General features: G+C 63.8%; 12 protein-coding genes. 2 read left to right on the top strand and 10 right to left on the bottom strand.

What is annotated here, in order from left to right:
- Positions 1-4,068, bottom strand: a 4,068-nt coding sequence (locus tag ACT3S2_RS14065; protein ID WP_444561809.1) for an Eco57I restriction-modification methylase domain-containing protein, incomplete at its 3' end; no start/stop codon positions are given.
- A 185-nt stretch (positions 4,069-4,253) separates the two neighbouring features.
- Positions 4,254-7,235 carry a helicase-related protein gene (locus ACT3S2_RS14060; RefSeq protein WP_443349111.1) on the bottom strand — a complete coding sequence of 994 codons (2,982 nt, stop codon included), beginning with the start codon at positions 7,233-7,235 and terminating at the stop codon, positions 4,254-4,256.
- Positions 7,236-7,482: 247 nt separating this feature from the next.
- Here ACT3S2_RS14060 and ACT3S2_RS14055 point away from each other — a divergent pair, with 247 nt between their 5' ends.
- Positions 7,483-8,220 (top strand): SDR family NAD(P)-dependent oxidoreductase, encoded by a 738-nt coding sequence (locus ACT3S2_RS14055; RefSeq protein WP_443349109.1) that lies wholly within the window; start codon positions 7,483-7,485, stop codon positions 8,218-8,220.
- Between the two features lie 344 nt (positions 8,221-8,564).
- On the opposite strand, the gene ACT3S2_RS14050 is transcribed toward ACT3S2_RS14055, so the two are convergent.
- Together ACT3S2_RS14050 and ACT3S2_RS14045 are read right to left on the bottom strand one after the other, a co-directional pair.
- Positions 8,565-9,734: a hypothetical protein gene (locus tag ACT3S2_RS14050; RefSeq protein WP_443349107.1), complete on the bottom strand. Its 1,170-nt coding sequence runs from the start codon at positions 9,732-9,734 to the stop codon at positions 8,565-8,567.
- Between the two features lie 461 nt (positions 9,735-10,195).
- Entirely contained in the window at positions 10,196-10,708 is a 513-nt protein-coding gene (locus tag ACT3S2_RS14045; protein ID WP_443349105.1) for a hypothetical protein, read from the bottom strand.
- A gap of 268 nt (positions 10,709-10,976) precedes the next feature.
- Between ACT3S2_RS14045 and ACT3S2_RS14040 the strand changes: the two genes are divergently transcribed.
- Positions 10,977-12,206, top strand: coding sequence for a PrsW family intramembrane metalloprotease (locus ACT3S2_RS14040; protein WP_443349102.1), 1,230 nt, complete (start codon positions 10,977-10,979; stop codon positions 12,204-12,206).
- A gap of 93 nt (positions 12,207-12,299) precedes the next feature.
- Here ACT3S2_RS14040 and nusB read toward each other — a convergent pair whose 3' ends face one another.
- The 6 genes from nusB to aroC all read right to left on the bottom strand — a co-directional run bounded on the left by nusB (position 12,300) and on the right by aroC (position 16,689).
- The gene (nusB, locus tag ACT3S2_RS14035; protein ID WP_443349100.1) at positions 12,300-12,710 is read right to left on the bottom strand and encodes a transcription antitermination factor NusB; all 411 of its coding nucleotides are present in this window, start codon (positions 12,708-12,710) and stop codon (positions 12,300-12,302) included.
- On the bottom strand, positions 12,710-13,270 hold the full coding sequence (gene efp / locus ACT3S2_RS14030) for an elongation factor P (protein WP_087000690.1): 561 nt from the start codon (positions 13,268-13,270) through the stop codon (positions 12,710-12,712). Before efp ends, nusB begins: the two co-directional genes overlap by 1 nt.
- 98 nt (positions 13,271-13,368) lie before the next feature.
- Entirely contained in the window at positions 13,369-13,872 is a 504-nt protein-coding gene (locus tag ACT3S2_RS14025; protein WP_443381849.1) for a DUF6584 family protein, read from the bottom strand.
- The gene (gene aroB / locus ACT3S2_RS14020) at positions 13,869-14,960 is read right to left on the bottom strand and encodes a 3-dehydroquinate synthase (protein ID WP_444555523.1); all 1,092 of its coding nucleotides are present in this window, start codon (positions 14,958-14,960) and stop codon (positions 13,869-13,871) included. The genes ACT3S2_RS14025 and aroB overlap by 4 nt, the downstream gene beginning before the upstream one ends.
- A complete protein-coding gene (locus tag ACT3S2_RS14015; protein WP_444555524.1) occupies positions 14,957-15,490 on the bottom strand; it encodes a shikimate kinase in 534 nt (177 codons plus the stop codon). The genes aroB and ACT3S2_RS14015 overlap by 4 nt, the downstream gene beginning before the upstream one ends.
- Positions 15,490-16,689: a chorismate synthase gene (gene aroC, locus ACT3S2_RS14010; RefSeq protein WP_444555525.1), complete on the bottom strand. Its 1,200-nt coding sequence runs from the start codon at positions 16,687-16,689 to the stop codon at positions 15,490-15,492. The genes ACT3S2_RS14015 and aroC overlap by 1 nt, the downstream gene beginning before the upstream one ends.
- Between the last annotated feature and the right edge of the window lie 18 nt (positions 16,690-16,707).

Raw genomic sequence — 16,707 nt, 5'->3', positions numbered from 1 at the left:
CAAACAACAAAGTTTCCCAGCTCTATTAACAATCGCAGTCCGAATGTCGAGAGAAGCCTGAAAAGGAAGAGTCTCGACGAAAGAGGCTGTCAAATTTGCTACGCCACTTGCCTTGACTAGAAAGTCCAAGGGAATAGTTGACCAAATTCCAAACAGCATTAATTGTTCACTACTCCATGAATGCGCCTTGGCAAAAGCGGACAGCGTTCCGTGCGTATGTGCAGCGCCCCGAGGAATAATAGTGGGATAAAAGGTACGTACACCCGTTGTTGAAGCCATTAGTCGCCAACCGACACGAAATACGGAACGTGCTGGAATGATTTCGTCGTCGTACTTCCATGTCGTGTAGTCCCGGTCGTAGCGCTTTCTGTCGCCTTGGGGCTGGTAGCTGGTGCGCGGGATGAAATCGGCTGGCAGGGCCTCGAGGTCGATTTCGGTCCAGTCGAGGTTGTTCTTCATTGTGGGGTTGGGCTGCTTGGCGAACGGGTTGGCGACCGTGAAGTGGGGGCCTTGCAGAATGACGTCATCCCAGCTGTCGTTGACCTTCGAACCGACTTCGAAGTAGCCCTTCTTTCGGTCAGATGTCTCGTTCCAACCCGACGAATACTGAAGGCACAATTCACGGACCCGTGGCGCTTTGCTGAGCTTCTCCAAAACACGGGCACTTGCCTTATTCACCGGATACACCATCCGGGCATGCAAGGGAGACGTGCCGGGATCGTCGAGGATTTCTGCCCAAGTCTTCAACATGTCCATATCGACTGCAAGGATCCGCTCGGGGTGCGGGCGGGTGTCCCAGTTGCCGTCGGCATCCTTGAGGCCGGGCACCTCGGTGCCGCCCTCATGTCTAATCGATCGTTCAACGGTATCTGGATGATAGAGTGAGGCAGCCATTTGGAACGCTGGTACTTCTTGGCTGGCCCCATACACATGGACTCCGTAGGAAACGTGATGGTCAATTTCAAAGAGGACCAGTTCGTTGTTGAATTGCCAATGTCGACGGAGCCGTCGATATGTCGCGGCCCTAAGGTGCGTCGCCCGTTTCTCGGTGAAGTGTGACTCGGGATGAATCAGCGAAACGAAGCCACCCGGCGAGGAGTTGCTCCAGGTTCGTTCCATGAATGACCGGTAGAGGTCGGGCCGGAGACCAGCAACTATGGGATAGAGGTTCCTAGAGGTGAGGACCTTTCGCGTTGCGACGATGGAGCTGGCCATCGCCGACATGAACCAGGCCTGCTGCGGATCTCCCTTTGCGATCGCCTGTTTTTCCCGTTGAAGGGCTTGCGATTGCTTGTCGTTGAGCTGCCACCACGGATCAAATTCGGCATAGATGGCTTTCTCGTCCCAATCGGGCCTAACCCATGGCGGGTTGCCGACCTGCAGGTCGAAACCGCCGCGGCCGAAGACCGAAGCGAATTCTAGTTCCCAATGGAAGAACCCCTGTTCCGCGGCGATGTCTTCGCAGATGTTCAACCACGGATGCTCGGTCTTGAGTCCGTCGATGTCCTTCATCTCGGAGAGCGGACGGTCGAAGATCTCGAAGTCGTCCAGGTCATTCCAGCCAGCCGTCGACAGTACGCTCGTTTGGCCATGGGATTGCCCGTATTTGCGCGGCCCTTTTTTGGAATCGGCGATCGGCTTGCCGAGAATCCCTTCCGCTGCGTTCAGCCATTCTTCGAAGGACGGCGGCTCAGGGAATTCCTGTCCGTCGGGAACGACGGGCCAGAACCAGAGGGCGTTCCAGGCATCCATTACCCGCTTCAGGCGCTGGAACAGACCGTCCTGATCTCCCAGCTTCTTTTCGATCTCAGTCCTCGACACACCGCGTGACCCTTCGACGGTCTCGGGCTTGCCGAAGTAGTCGATGTCCCGCCGGGCTTCTGCCTCGGCAACCTGGAGGCGGCGCAGGGAAACCTGCCAGAGCGTCTCGACCCGACGCGAAAGGCGCATCAGGCGCTCAACGTCCTTGGCGGCAAGCTTTTTGATGATCTGTTTGCGCCAGTCCTTGAGCGACTTTTGCGCGTCGGCGGCGAGGTCCTTGACCTCCTTGGCCTGTGCCGCGGCGCCCCAGCCTTCGCCGGGTACCAGGAAGTGGTGGATTCGACCAAGGGTGGCGACATCATCGGTATCGCGTTCGAGGGCGTCGACGAGACCTGTCAGCGGGTTCGCCTGGGGTTCCTCCGCGAGGTATTTCTTCGCTAGTACCTGCTCGCGGGAGTAGGTGGCCCGGCGGGCGCCGATCAGGGAGTTGCCTCGTTTGAGCCTGAGTCCGAACCACGGGGCCTGCAGACCGCTGACCATGGTGTCCAACCAGAGGGAGACCTCGGCCAATTCGACAGCGGTGGCATTGAGGTCCACGCCGTGGACCCGGTGCAGGGCGATCTGGGCCTTGACCTTCTGAAGCTCGACCGGATATTCATCGGCCGGGATCTGGGTCTCGAGTTCGGTCTGTTTGCGCTTGAGGTACTCTTCGGCCAGCTGACGCACCGCCTCAATGGCGAAGGCCCCCGAGCCCAGCGCCGGCTCACAGACAGAAAGTTCCAGGATCCGATCCGCGGGGGTCTCATCGGTCAGCAGTTCCGCCAGCGCCTGGGAGACCACGAATCGGGTCAGTACCTCGGGGGTGTAGTAGGAGGCGGACTGTTGGCGCTCGCGTCCGGCGAGGCGGAACACGAAGGATCCGAGTTCGTGCAGGATGGGTTTCATTTCGCCGGTCAGCGCGTCGGCGGACCGGACGAAGTGCCGGGCCTCGATGTCCTGCGACTTCTCGACGGACACCACCCAGGAGCCCTTTTCGGCATTGCCGTCCTTGGCTACCTCATGCAGGTCCTCGGTGGCGATGAAGCCCGTGTAGGACATGAGGCCCTCATAAACGGCTCCGAGCTGGTTGATGCCCAGGTTGGCGTAGGAGACGAAGCCGCGGTCCTGGTTCTTCTTCTCGCCGGTCAACAGCAGGCGCAGCAGCACCTGCTGGAGGGCCTGATTGCCCAGCTGTGCGTCATTGATCAGGCCGGTGGCGGAGCGTTCAAACAGATCGGCCTTCAGCGGTTCGAAATCCAACCCCTGTTCGTCGTCCTGGGCGACACCAGCCGCCGGCGCATTCGTTGCTTGGGCTTGTTGAGTTGGGTGGTCACCGTTGACCAGTAGGAAAAGCTGGTTCAGCGATTCATACAGATGGGTTCCGTGCTGGGATTCGTGGCCGTTGAGTTCCACCAGGGCGAGTTCACGCAAACGTTCCAGTCCATAGCCGTCGTCGTACTCGGTGGCCCCGACCGGCAGGACCCCCATCTCCGGTGAGGCCTCGGCGTAGAGGAGGAACAGGATTCGGTAGAGGAAGCGCAAGGATTGCTTGGCCAGCACGTTGCCGTCAACGCCCTCGTTTGCCCTTCCGGCGGCGGTGCGCCGTTCCAGGACGTTGTTGGCAATGATTTCAATGGATTCACGGATGCCGTCGCGCAGGTCCTGGGACACGGAAACCGCGTGCTTGACGGAATCCTCCAGGATCCCGTCCCACCAGATGGTGCCGTCCTCCTGCGGTGCCAGCGAGGTCCGACCAAAGACGGCCAGGAAGCGGTCCACCTCTCCCCCGCGTTTATGGTCCTTACGGTCGGCGACGACGAGGGCATCCGCGGCCAGGTAGCGCCCTTCGGGCCAACGCTCGCGTTCGGTGAGCAGAACGAATCGTCCGGCGGTGACCGCGATGTACTTCGGGGCTGGTTCGCAGAGATACAGCTCGGAAATCAGCTTGGCGATTGGCCAATCAACCTGTTTGCCGTCCTGTTGCACCCCGCCCAGCACCCGTGCCGAGGAGATGACGTCGTCGATGGAGTCGGCCGGGGTGGCTTCGAGCCAGAGCAGGTCGTCCCCGAACTGGTTGTAGCCGCGTTCAACGACCAGGTCGCTACCACCGCGTTCGAAGGTCAGTGAGGCCAGCTCTCCTGGGAACCCGAGGACCGTGCGTAAGCGGGCGTAGACGGTGGCGGCGGCGCCCTGCCTTGCCTCGATGTCCGTGGCGGGTCCTGTCGACTCTCCCGTCCCGGTGTCTTCGCCCAGTTCGGCCAGGGCCACCTGCAGGTCGGCCCGGGCTGCCGAGAAGCGTTTCAGGACGGTGTCATGGCCCTCCTTGGCATCGGCATCCCACTCCTTGCGGAGCTTCAGGACATCGCCCTGGAAGGTTCCCTTGGTGGTGTCGGCAGTGAAATAGTGCTCGCTGATCCATTCTTCGGCCAGCGTGAAGGAGTCAAAGGCGGGCATCAGCGGCCTTCCGTTTCAGGGATGGTGGCGGCGGCCGTGGCCACCGGGGTGTCGCGCGGCACGATGGCCAGAAGAGGCCGGACCACCCGTTGGGCGGGGCGCATGGCCTCGGCGAGTTGGCGCTCCTCGGCGACGCGTTCGCGGCGTTGCCGGACATCGGCTCGTTGGGTCAGCGCATCGGATTCCTGGGACCAGGCGTCGGCGCGCTGCAGCCAGTCCTCCAACCGATCCTCGGCGTCGTTCTCCGCCGCGCCCATGGTCTGGTTCAGGTAGTGCTCCGCGGCGTTGACCGCACCGGGCAGGAGCTCCTGGATTCCGGCCAGGTCCACCGGGCCCGGGTTGGCGGATTTTGCGTTGAGCCCGATCTCTCGCAGGTATGCCCCCACGTCACCGACCGCCGTCGGTAGGGCGAAGTCAGGGGCCTCGACGTCGGGCATCTGCACGGCCATGAAAGCCCGGCTGACCAACTGCCCGCGTCGGTTCATCACGGTTCCCAGGACCAGGAAGGTGGGGTGGTCGACGTCGCCGCGCACCCCCAGCACCTCGTTGCGGGACATGGACGCCAGTGCCCGGTCGCTCGCCCAATCCAGCACGGGGTGCAGGGGACCCAGATAGTGCGCTGCCGGCCACATCATGTCGTCGGAGGAACGTGCGACGGTGAGCTGGTGCTCTCCCGCGGTGAGCGTCGTGGCCAATTTCAGGTTCTCAGTCACACGGCGTTCGGTGAGGTAGTCCTGCGGTAGGACCCCCATGCGTCGACGGAGATCCGCGGTGGGCTTCAGCTCGGCGATGCCGTGTTCGGGGTGGACTTTCCACTCCACCTTTTGTGCCGGATCGGTGAATGCCTCGGTCAGCGCCTCCTCCAGGAACGCCAGATCAGATGAGTAGAGATCCACCCGCTCCTCGAGTTCGACGACCACCTCTGCAGGACGTGACGCCGTAGATTCTGCGTGCTCTTCACTGCCCTGGACGTCGGCGGCAGGATCGTCGGGGGAATCCTCGTCGTTGAAGAGGGACTCGAATTCCGCCCACGGGTTGTCCAATACCGTGCCGGGTTCGGGTATCACGTCCTCGAGGTCGCGTTGCTTGATCAGGGCATCGCGGATGGCGTCTTCCTCTGCCTTGACCGAGCCGGCCCCCATGAGAGAGGCCACGTCGTTGAGGACCTGGTGGGCGGCGTGTTCCTTTTCCATGAGGCGGGCCAGCACGCTGATGTCACCGGAGAAGCGGGAATCATCGGGATCCAGAAGCAACGTGGTGATCTGGGGCGAATGCTTCTGCCCGTAACGGTCGATACGGCCGTTGCGCTGCTCGATGCGGATGAGACTCCACGGGATATCGAAGTGGATCAGGTGATGGCATTCTGCGTGCAGGTTCACCCCTTCCGAGGCAACATCTCCGGTGACCAGGACGCGCAGCTTCGAATTGCCGCGCTTGAACTGATCAACAACGTCTTGCTGTTCGACGTCGGTCAGGCCACCATGCAGGATCGCGATGTTCTCCGGCTTCAGGCCCAAGGATTCGGTGAGCTCTTCGCGCAGGTACTTCAGTGTCGCGACACGTTCGGCGAAGACCACGGCCCGCATGGGCTTGTTCTTGCCCACGCCGATGTCCTTCAGATGGGTCACCAGGGCGCCGAGTTTCGCCGAATCCGCCTCCAGGGCGACCAGCGTCAGCTCCCGGAGACGTTCCAAGGCGGCTGCTTCTCGGGCAGCGGGGGTTGCCGTGCCGTCAATGCCCTTACCAGCACCCCCGACCTTCTTGAGTCGTTCTTGTACCGAATCCAACAGGGCGGCCGGTGAGGAGAGGAAGGCCTTGGCCAACGTCCAGCCGAACAGTGCCGCCGTCGTCCCCGAATAGGGGCTCTTGCCCTCCGGGTAGAGCCACGTGCTCGCCAATTCGTCGGCGATGGCGTTCTCCGCGGGCGAGGCGGGCACGAGGCGATTATCCGGTTCGAGGCGTTCGGCCCAGTCGGCGCCGACTTCCCGGGCCACCTCGGGGCTATGCCGGTGGCGGCGGACGATCAGTTGGCGCACGGCCTGTTCATCGACTGTCCCGTCGGGGCGGACGACGGTGGGGTCCAGCAGGCGCAGCAGTTCGGCGAAGGATTCCTGCCGGCCATTATGCGGGGTGGCGCTGGCTAGGATCAGGGCGTCGGTTTTGGGGGCGAGGATGCGGGCGAGTTCGTTGTTCAGGGTCCCGGTGTTGGTGAGGTTATGGGATTCGTCGATGACCACGGCATCCCAACCGACCTTCTTCAAATGTTCGCGGTACCGCGGGGACTTCAGCGTGTCGATGGAGATGATGGCACGTTTGTAATAGGTGAACGGGTTGCGGGTGGCCGGCAGCTTCTGGCGGACTTTCTGGATGCCTGCCGAATCCAAACGGACGAATGGCAGGGCGAAGCGGCACCACATCTCGTGCTGCATCTGTTCCAAAACGTGGCGTGGTGTGACGATGAGGATGCGCTCGCCCCGTCCCCGGGCGACCAGCTCGGAGAGGATCATGCCGATTTCCAGCGTCTTGCCCAGGCCAACGGCGTCCGCGATCAGGATCCGGGGCCGGATGTTGTGCGGATCAAGGGCCGTGGCGACGGCTATCTGCTGGTACTTCAGTGTGGCCGCCAACATGCGGGTGGAAACACCCAGCCGATTACTGGTGGCCGGCACCGGGGTCTTGCGCAGGGTGGTTTCCAGGAAGAGACGTGCGCGGCGGTAGTGGGGAGTTCCATCGGCGGTGACCCTTGCTTGACGCGGATCGACCACCTCGATCGTGTCGAGGTCCGAGTAGAAGCTGGCGGTGGTGTCGCGGACCAGTTCGCTCAGGCCTTGGACCCTCACCAGGGTGCCTTGGGTGGTCGAGCTGGTCGAGGTGACCAGCCAATCCTCGTCCCGGACCCGGATCACCGAGCCGGGCGCGAGATTGATTTCCGCTGATTCCGCCGGACGCGCAGCGTCTGCCTCGGCATGGCCAACTACCACTGAACAAGCCCCCATGTTTCTTTGATGCGACCGGCAACCATGCCGGTCCTGGCCACTAGGAAAAGCTCCCCGATTGGCTCTTCCCACCCTAAGGGATGATCTCCGACATTTTGGGCAGATCGCGCCCGGTGGGTGCCGCTGCCATCCGCTGCGAAGAGCTGCTTCGTCGTCAGGATGCTGGCCTTTATGAACCTTTCGACCGAGGATGGCCTGAAGGTGTACAGACCATCCAAGGAGATGAACCAACATGAAAATGAAAGACCAAGCCGCGATCATTACCGGGGCCGCGAGCGGCATCGGGCGTGCTACGGCGCGACGGCTGGCTGAAGACGGCGCGAAGATGATCTTGGTCGACTACAACGAGAAAACGCTCCACGAGACGCTGGAACTGGTCAAGGGACAAGGTGCCGAAGCCCATGCCGTCGTCGTAGACGTCTCGGACTCCGGTTCCGTTCACGGCTACGTCCAGACGGCCATTGAGAGCTTCGGCCGAGTCGACCTGTTCCACAATAATGCCGGCATCTTGCAGGTCCCCGGCCCGCTCCACGAGTCCAGCATCGAAGACTTCGACCAGATCGTTGCGGTGAACCTGCGCGGGGCCTTCATGGGCATGAAATACGTCTTGGAGCAGATGATGCTCCAGGGCTCGGGGTCGATCGTGAACACGGCATCACATGCGGCCATCCGTGCCGAACCGACGATGGGGATGTATGCGGCGACCAAACACGCCCTGGCGGGGCTGACGGTGACGGCGGCCAGCGAATACGGCCCGCACGGGCTGCGCATCAACGCGGTGTGTCCCGGAGGAGTGAAGACCGCCATGACAGCAGGCATCCCCGAATCAGCGGATCTCTCGGGCTTCGGGCCCATGCAACGCATGGCCGAGCCGGAGGAAATAGCTGCCACGGTGGCTTTTTTACTCTCGGACGAGGCCTCCTACATCAACGGAGTCCTCCTGCCGGTTGACGGGGGGCTTGCCACCTAGGTCCGCGAGGCCTGGAAGAAACCCGCCCCGGCCGTTACTGGATACGCTGAAACCAAGAAGGCTTCCCCTCCCCGGGGAGCTGCGCGCTTCGGAGTGGATCCCGCGGCGTCTTGACGCGAGTCTGGCGGCACCATGAGCCGGGCGGGGCCAGTGGTTGGCTTGGTGGGAGCCGCCGTTTCCCACCGGCATTTTCCCGGCGTCCTGCGGGCAGAACACTATCGAGGTGGTGTCGCACAGGCGCTCGAGCAGCATGCCGCATCAGGCCCGGTGATGATGGCCTGACTTTTCGTGGATACCGCCATCATGCTCGTCTGGTTACCGCTGCGTGGCTTCCCTCACCCTGGTCACGAACTCGACTCCGATGGCCTTGTAGAACCGTCGCTGCCCTGCTCAACCGGAGCCGGATACGGCACCGGGGCCGCCGTGTCCACTTCGGGTTTGCTCCGCCACGGCCGCTGGCTGTGGAACTCCAGAAGCTGGGCGCCCAGACCAAAGAACACCATCGCCAGCCACACCGCGATGTTCAGCCACGGGATGTGCAACGCGATGATCAGGATCAGACCACCGACCAGCGACTTCACCACCGGGTGCCGATCGCCGCGGAAGAGGAGCCGCCCAATATAGAAGGCGCCATAGACGAACGTCGCAAGCGTGAGCGCGGTCCAGACGATGAAGCCAGCCAGTGCCAAGGGGGCACCGATGACCGTCACGAGAAGGGCTAGCAGTGCTGCAGGGACGGCGATGGATGCCAGGAAGCCGATGAGAAGCGCCTTCCAGGGTGACGGAACGAGGTGGTTGGTGACCCGCTGCAGCCACCGTGGGAAGAGCAGGCCGGAGAACAGGGTCACCAGGCTCAGGGCAATCAGGGCGTAGAGCAACCCGAGGGACCAGGCGAGGAACGAGGCGCCAGGTGAACGGTCCTCGGTTGTTGATTGCGGTGTTTGTATGCGTTTCACTTCGCCGTCGACGGCACCGTCAGCGATTTGCCCTTCGGTGTCACTGTAGTAGGTGGCGCTCCCGCCGACGGATCCGTCGATGCTGAGGCGCTCGACGCTGACCAGCAGGTCTCGGCCGACGTCGCCCTCGATGGTGAGATCGCTGGAGGCCCCCACCAGATCGTTGCCGAGCTTTCCACCGTCGGTGACGGTGATGCTGCCGGCGAAGACGGTTGCGCTGCGCGAGACGTCACCACTGATCTTGACGTTCTGTCCGGCAAGCCGCACGTTGCCGTCAATGGTGCCGGTGACGGTGATCGTCTGCGCCGCCGCGATCACGTCTCCGGTGATTTTGCCGCTGATGGTCACATCCTGCCCGGAAGCATACACATCCCCGTCGACCACACCTGAGACGTCGACCGATAGGTCGTTGTAGAACTGGGGGCCTTCGCTATCGCTCTGCGCCGAAGGATCGGGAGTCGGGGCGGCGACGGCGGCATTCGTCCCTGCGAAGAAGGCCAGCAAGCCAAGCAGTAGGACGGCCCCGATCGACCGATGGATGTATGACAGAACGCTCATTCCGGTACCCCCGGGCTTGGAAGACAGATCTCCAAAGTGAGGTCCATGAGAACGGCTCACGGTGGAAGCATGTCTCTCTAGTAAGGACGGCCCGTCGGGACGAACCTGGCCTGAGCTTATCAAGAGTAGTGATGGGAGGCAACGGTGGGCGCTGGTCTCTTCCCTCCGAGGAACGGCTCGTTGCGGACGGGCACACCCATGCATCATTGGCCCTCATCGTATTAATCCGCATCCACGGCAGTGCCACGTCATGTCGACAGGCACGGAGGAATCGAGGCATTCCCTGGAATGAGCGTTCAGGTTGGAGCAAGGTCTAGTTCTCTTTCGGATCCGGCTTACGGAGCCCGCGAACGAACTCGGCGCGACGCCTGGCTTCGCCGGTAGGCGCCGGCAGGAGATCCATCCGCCCGGTTGCTGGATGTCTACATCACACCCGGCGCGATTCATTTATCTTGGGGTGTTCAGAGAAGGTCAGGCATGACCTGGAATATCAGCCCGAAGTTGACGACGGCAATGAGTAGTGACGTCACTGCCAGGGTGTCTGCGAGAACCCATACCTTGGCACGATGCGTGGAGACACGGCAGCGTGTCATCGGTCCGCGGGCCCAGCTCTGGCACCGTTCTGGCGTTTCCGTCCACGCATTGCACCGGGCCATGAGACTGCCTGCGACGATCAAGGGAATCGCAACGCCGCAGACGGCGACGGTCAGGCCGTCCCGGGTGTTGTTTTCCACGAAAGAGAAGCTCATCAAGACCGCAAAAAATCCCAGCAGGGAAATTCCTTGCGTGGTCCAGATTTCCCTCCAGACTGCCCGCTGTTTGATCCTCCGCGCGGTATCCTCCCGTGCCGGCCGAGGGGCTTTGCTTCCCGTCGACACCGCACTGGGGGTGGCCTGTCCGAGCGTTTTCATCTGCGGGCAGGCTTCCATCGAGGAATGTTCTTCGATGTCGCAGCGTGGGTCGTACCGGCACATGAAAGGTCCTTTCAGGGCAGGCCAACTAGTGGTCAGAATCTCCGATGAACGATTCCACGGATCCGCGCTCCGTTGCGGGTCTGGGCTAGATGGCCGGCTGATACTTTCCGGATTCCCTTGGCAAGACCGAAGATCCCGACCCAAAAGGATTGAGGCCAGGAGAGGTGACCGCGACCCGGTCGAAGGAAAATTCATCTGTCGCGAGACGGCCATATGTGGCCCCACCGGCTCGCCCCGGGCTGGGCCGCGACTGGATATGCTTGAACTCATGAACGAATATCCTCCCCGGGGACCGCAGCTGCACGCAGCTGACCCGGCGGCCCCCACGACTCCTGCCTGGCCCCATCACGAGCCGGCGGAAAACCTGTTCCATCCGACCCGGCTGTCCCCGGTGGAACCGCCACGGCGCTATAGCCCTGGCTTGGTGATCGTGTTGGTGCTCAGCGGTCTCATCCTGCTCGGTGTTGCCCTCTGGTTGGGACTGGTCCTGGGCGCCGGAACCCTCTTCGTCGTGGGCTTGCTGGCCCTGTTTCCGCTCGGCGTCTGTCTGGCGGGCCTCGCCTGGGTGGACCGCTGGGATCCCGAGCCCAAGATGATTCTGATCAGCGCCTTCGTCTGGGGTGCCGGGGTCTCCGTGGTCGGGTCGCTGTTCTTCGGGGCTGCCTTCGAACGAGCCTTTGCCTCACTGGCCGCAGTGGCCGGGCCCGATCTATTCGGTGCGGTGGTGCAGGCCCCGGTGGTCGAGGAGACCATGAAGGGGCTGGGGGTGCTGTTGATCTTCTTCGTCGCTCGGAGGAACTTCGACGGCCCGGTCGACGGAATCGTCTACGGCGGGACGATTGCCGCCGGTTTCGCCTTCACCGAGAACATCCTCTACTTCTCCGACGCCTTTGCCGGGGCCGGGGCAGGAGCCATCCAGGTCTTCGTGCTGCGCGGCCTGTTCTCCCCCTTTGCCCACGTGCTGTTCACCGCGTGGACCGGATTCGCCTTGGGCCTGGCCGTCCAACGCGGGGCCCGACGGTACTGGCCCTTCTACTTCCTGGCCGGGTTGATCCCGGCGATGCTCGGGCACTTCCTCTGGAACGGCGGGGTGGGACTGATCTTCCACGACTTCTGGACCTTCTATGTGCTGCTGCAAGTCCCGTTGTTCATCTGCGCGATCGTTGCGGTGATCCTCCTGCGCCGGGCCGAACGCCGGCTGGTGGCCCAACGGCTGAACGATTATGCGCAGGCCGGCTGGTTCAGCCCGGAGGAGGTCGAAATGTTCGCCACCCGCAGGGGACGCCGCCAAGCCAATGGATGGGCTTCGGCCACCGGACGTCGGAAGGCCATGCGCGGTTTCACCCGGACGGCGATGCGTTTGGCAGCCACCCGGAACCGGATCATTGCCGGCTCCCACCGGCAGAAGGCACAACGCGACGAGGCCCGACTGCTGGCACTCATCCTCGACTACCGGCTGGCGCTGACCGGCAGCCCGCAGGCCCCGGGCGTCGCCTGAGGCGGCACAGACACCAACGGCGGGTGCCACCCCTTTCCCAGGGGTGGCACCCGCCGTCGTACACTGTTTTTTCCGGGAAGAGCCCGGCGCCGGCTAGGCCAGCAGCGTTGGCTTGAGTTGCTGGATGCGTCCGAGCAGGCCGTTGATGAATTCCGGGGAGTCATCGGTGGAGAAGACCTTCGCCGTGGCGACGGCTTCAGCCACCGCCACCGCGTCGGGAACGTCGTCGTTATAGAGCAGTTCCCAAGTCCCCAGCCGCAGCAGGGTGCGATCCACTGCCGGCATCCGTTCCAGTGTCCAGCCCTTGGCATAGGTGCTCAGGATCTCGTCGATCCTCTCCCCCTGGGCCATGACCCCTTCAATCAGCGTCAACGTGTATTCGTTGACCGTGATGTCGGTGGTCTCCCGACGCAGACGCATGGCCTCCAACGGGGAGACGGAACGCTGCTCGGCTTCGAACAGGACGTCCAGCGCCCTCCGCCGGGCTTTGGTGCGGGCACTCACTAGTTGACACGTCCCAGGTACTCGCCGGTGCGGGTGTCGACCTTGACCTTGGTGCCCTGCTCGAGGAAGAGCGGGACGTGGATCTCGTAGCCGGTTTCCACGGTGGCCGGCTTATTGCCGGCCGAGGAGCGGTCCCCTTGCAGGCCCGGCTCGGTGTAGGTGATCTCCAGGGTGACCGAAGGGGGCAGTTCCACGTACAGCACTGAGCCCTCATGCATGGCGATGGTGACCATCTGGGATTCGAGCATGAAGTTCGCTGCGTCCCCGACGACCTTGCCTTCGACGGTGAGCTGGTCGTAGTCGGAGGTGTCCATGAAGACGTAGTCGGCGCCGTCCTGGTACAGGTACTGGTAATCGCGGCGGTCCACGTTCGCGGTCTCGATCTTCAGACCGGCGTTGAAGGTCTTGTCAACGGTCTTGCCGGAGAGCACATTGCGCATCTTGGTGCGGACGAAGGCCCCACCCTTGCCGGGCTTCACATGCTGGAATTCGGTGATCGTCCACAGCTGGCCGTCGATCTTCAGCACGGTGCCGTTCTTGATGTCGTTAGTGGTAGCCACGAATACTCTCTCTGTTGATTCCCGCTCCGCGGTCAGTGCCCGCCCGGTCACGGGCAGGACTGCGGGTCGGGTCGCATTGTCAAAAAACCATAGCCATTCTAACGTACGGGCGAGGCCTTGGCCTGCGCGGCCGCCAGCGACCGCCGCGAGATCTCGATCCTGAACTCCTCGTCCCCGGCCTCCACGCGCAGGTCCAGCGCCAGCTTGAAGCGGGTCACCGCGGCATGGAAATCCCCCACCGTGTAGTAGAGGACCCCCAGCTGCTGCTGCAGTACCGACTCGTGCGGCAGGTCCTTATACTCCTCGATGAGGTTCCGCAGCCGGTTGATGGCCCGTTGCGGGTCGCCGTTGGCGCGGACGACATCGGCGTCGACCACGCGCATCGGGAAGTTCTGTGGCTCCACGAGCCGGGTCTCGGTGACCAGTTCCGCCGCGTCGGCGACATCACCGCGGGCGACGAGGATCATGACCTTCTCCACCGGGTTGGCCGTGGCGTAGGCCTGCCGTGCGGCCTCCTCGTCGACGACCTCGGCGAGCAGGGTTTCGGGGTCGATGGCCAGGCCCGGGATCCCGGTGCGGATCCAGTTCTCTGCGGTACTCATTGGGCGATTTCCTGGTAGGCGGCGAACAACAGGGACGTATCGGGGACCTCGAGCATCCCCGGTTTGGCCAGCCCGTCCAGGACCACGAAACGCAGCAGGTCCCCGCGGGCCTTCTTATCCCGGCGCATCCCGTCGAGCAGGGACTGCCAGCGGTCGCGGCGGTAGGACACCGGCAGGCCCAGGGACTCGAGGATGTTCCGGTGCCGGTCCGCCAGCTCGTCGCTGATCCGGCCCATCGAACGGGCCAGTTCGGCGGCGAAGACCAGGCCGATGGACACCGCTGCCCCGTGGCGCATCTGGTAGCGCTCGGCCAATTCGATGGAGTGGGCCAGGGTGTGTCCGTAGTTCAGGAACTCGCGCTGGCCTGCTTCGCGCAGGTCGCTGGACACGATCCGTGCCTTCACGGCGATGGTCCGTTCGATGATCTCGCGTAGCTGCTCGGTTCCGGCGGTGGAGGCGGCCTTCGGATCGGCCTCGATGATCTCCAGGATGCGCGGATCGGCGATGAAACCGCATTTAACCGCCTCGGCCAGTCCGGTGATCAGCTCGTTCGGCGGCAGGGTGGCCAGGGCATCCAGATCGACCAGGACCCCCGCCGGCGGGTGGAAGGAGCCCACGAGGTTCTTGCCCTCGGCCGTGTTGATGCCGGTCTTGCCACCGACCGCGGCGTCGACCATGCCCAACAGCGAGGTCGGGACGTGGATGACCTTGAGCCCGCGGAGCCAGGTGGCGGCGACGAATCCGGCCAGATCGCTCACCGCTCCACCACCGACCGAGACGATGGCATCGGAGCGGGTGTAGTCGTTCTGGCCCAGGACCTTCCAGCAGAAGGACGCGACCTCGATGTGCTTGCCCTCTTCGGCGTCCGGGATCTCTGCGGTCATCGCCGTGAGACCGGCGGCCTCCAGATCGGATTTGACGGTGTCACCGGTGGTGCGCAGGGCCCGCGGGTGGATGATCAGGACTTTGCGGACCCGCTCCCCCAGCAGACCCGGCAGTTCCCCGAGCAATTGCTCTCCCACGACGACGTCGTAGTTGTCCTCAGGGGCCGTACCCGTCACGCTGATGCGGGTCGAAGCGCTGCTCATGTGGTGATGCCTCCAGATGTTGATGCATGACGCCGGTAGGCGCCCTCGATGTCTTCTGCCAACCGCGCGACGGATCCCGTGCGCGCGTCGATGGTCAGGCTGGCGCAAGCACGATACAGGGACTCGCGCTCCGCAAGGATATCGGCCCAGCGCCGGATCGGGTCCCCGTCGAGCAGGGGCCGACCCGAATCGGCCTCGATCCGCGGGCGGACCGTGGCCAGATCGGTGTGCAGGTAGACCGTGAAGGAGCCGGCCAACAGGTCGCGGTTCCCCGGGTCCAGGACCACGCCGCCGCCGGTGGCGATCACGGACGGTTCCTCCCGTGAGGCCGCCCGGGCCAGGGTGGTGCTCTCCACGGTGCGGAAGGCCGCCTCTCCCCTCTTGGCGAAGAGTCCCGCGATGCTGCCATGCCCGGCGGTGATCTCCTCGTCGGTGTCCACGAAGCGGTATCCCAACCGGTCGGCCAGGGCCCGGCCCACGACCGATTTACCGCTGGCCATGGGCCCGATCAGGAAGATGTCCTGCACCATCAGTGGCGGACCGATCCCAGGGAATCGGGGATGGAATCCAGGTAGGAATCCAGGTTCCGGCGGGTTTCGGTCAACGAGTCGCCCCCGAACTTCTCCAACACCGCCTGGGCCAGTACCAGGGCGACCATGGCTTCGGCGACGACCCCGGCCGCCGGGACGGCACAGACATCGGAACGCTGGTGGTGGGCGGTGGTCTCCTCGCCGGTGGCCGTGTCGATGGTGCGCAGGGCCCGGGGCACGGTGGCGATGGGCTTCATGGCGGCCCTGACGCGCAGCGGATCCCCGATGCTCATGCCGCCTTCGATGCCTCCGGCGCGGTTGGAGGAGCGGCCGATGGTGCCGTCCTCCTCACGGACGATCTCGTCGTGGGCTGCCGAGCCGCGGCGGGCGGCGGTGAGGAAGCCATCTCCGACCTCGACCCCCTTGATGGCCTGGATGCCCATCAGGGCGGCGGCCAGGCGGCCGTCGAGGCGACGGTCCCAATGGACGTAGGAGCCCAGACCGGGAGGCAGGTTGTAGGCGATGACCTCCACGATGCCGCCGAGGGTCTCGCCGTCCTTATGGGCTCCATCGACCTCGGAAACCATGGCGTCTGAGGTATCCCGATCGAAGCAGCGCAACGGGTCGGCGTCCAGGGCGACGACGTCCTCGGGAAGGGGCAGGGCGGCGGTTTCGGGAACCGAGACGCTGCCCACGGCCACGGTGTGGCTGATCAGTTCGATGCCCAGTCCGGCCAGCAGGCGTGATGCTGCGGTTCCCAAGGCGACCCGGGCCGCGGTTTCGCGGGCGCTGGCGCGCTCGAGCACGGGGCGGGCGTCATCGAAGTCGTATTTCTGCATGCCGGTGAAGTCGGCATGTCCCGGACGTGGCCGGGTCAAGGGCGCATTACGCGCCAGGGAGGCCAATTCGGCGTCGTCCACCGGGTCGGCGTTCATCACCTTTTCCCATTTGGGCCATTCGGTGTTCGCGACCTCGATGGCCACCGGCCCACCCTGGGTGAGTCCATGGCGGACCCCACCGACGAAACTGACCTGGTCCTTCTCGAACTTCATCCGGGCGCCGCGCCCGTAGCCGAGCCGGCGCCGGGCCAGGGCATCCTGGACGTCGGTCGTGGTCAGGGGCACACCGGCAGGCAGGCCCTCCAGGATTCCTACGAGTGCGGGTCCGTGTGATTCGCCCGCCGTCAACCATCGCAACATGATCTCCATCCTGCCATG

This window comes from Arthrobacter sp. AOP36-A1-22, assembly GCF_052377615.1.
Classification (GTDB): domain Bacteria; phylum Actinomycetota; class Actinomycetes; order Actinomycetales; family Micrococcaceae; genus Arthrobacter_H.
Note: the sequence above shows the minus strand (reverse complement) of the source record. Positions and strands in the feature narration are given on the sequence as shown.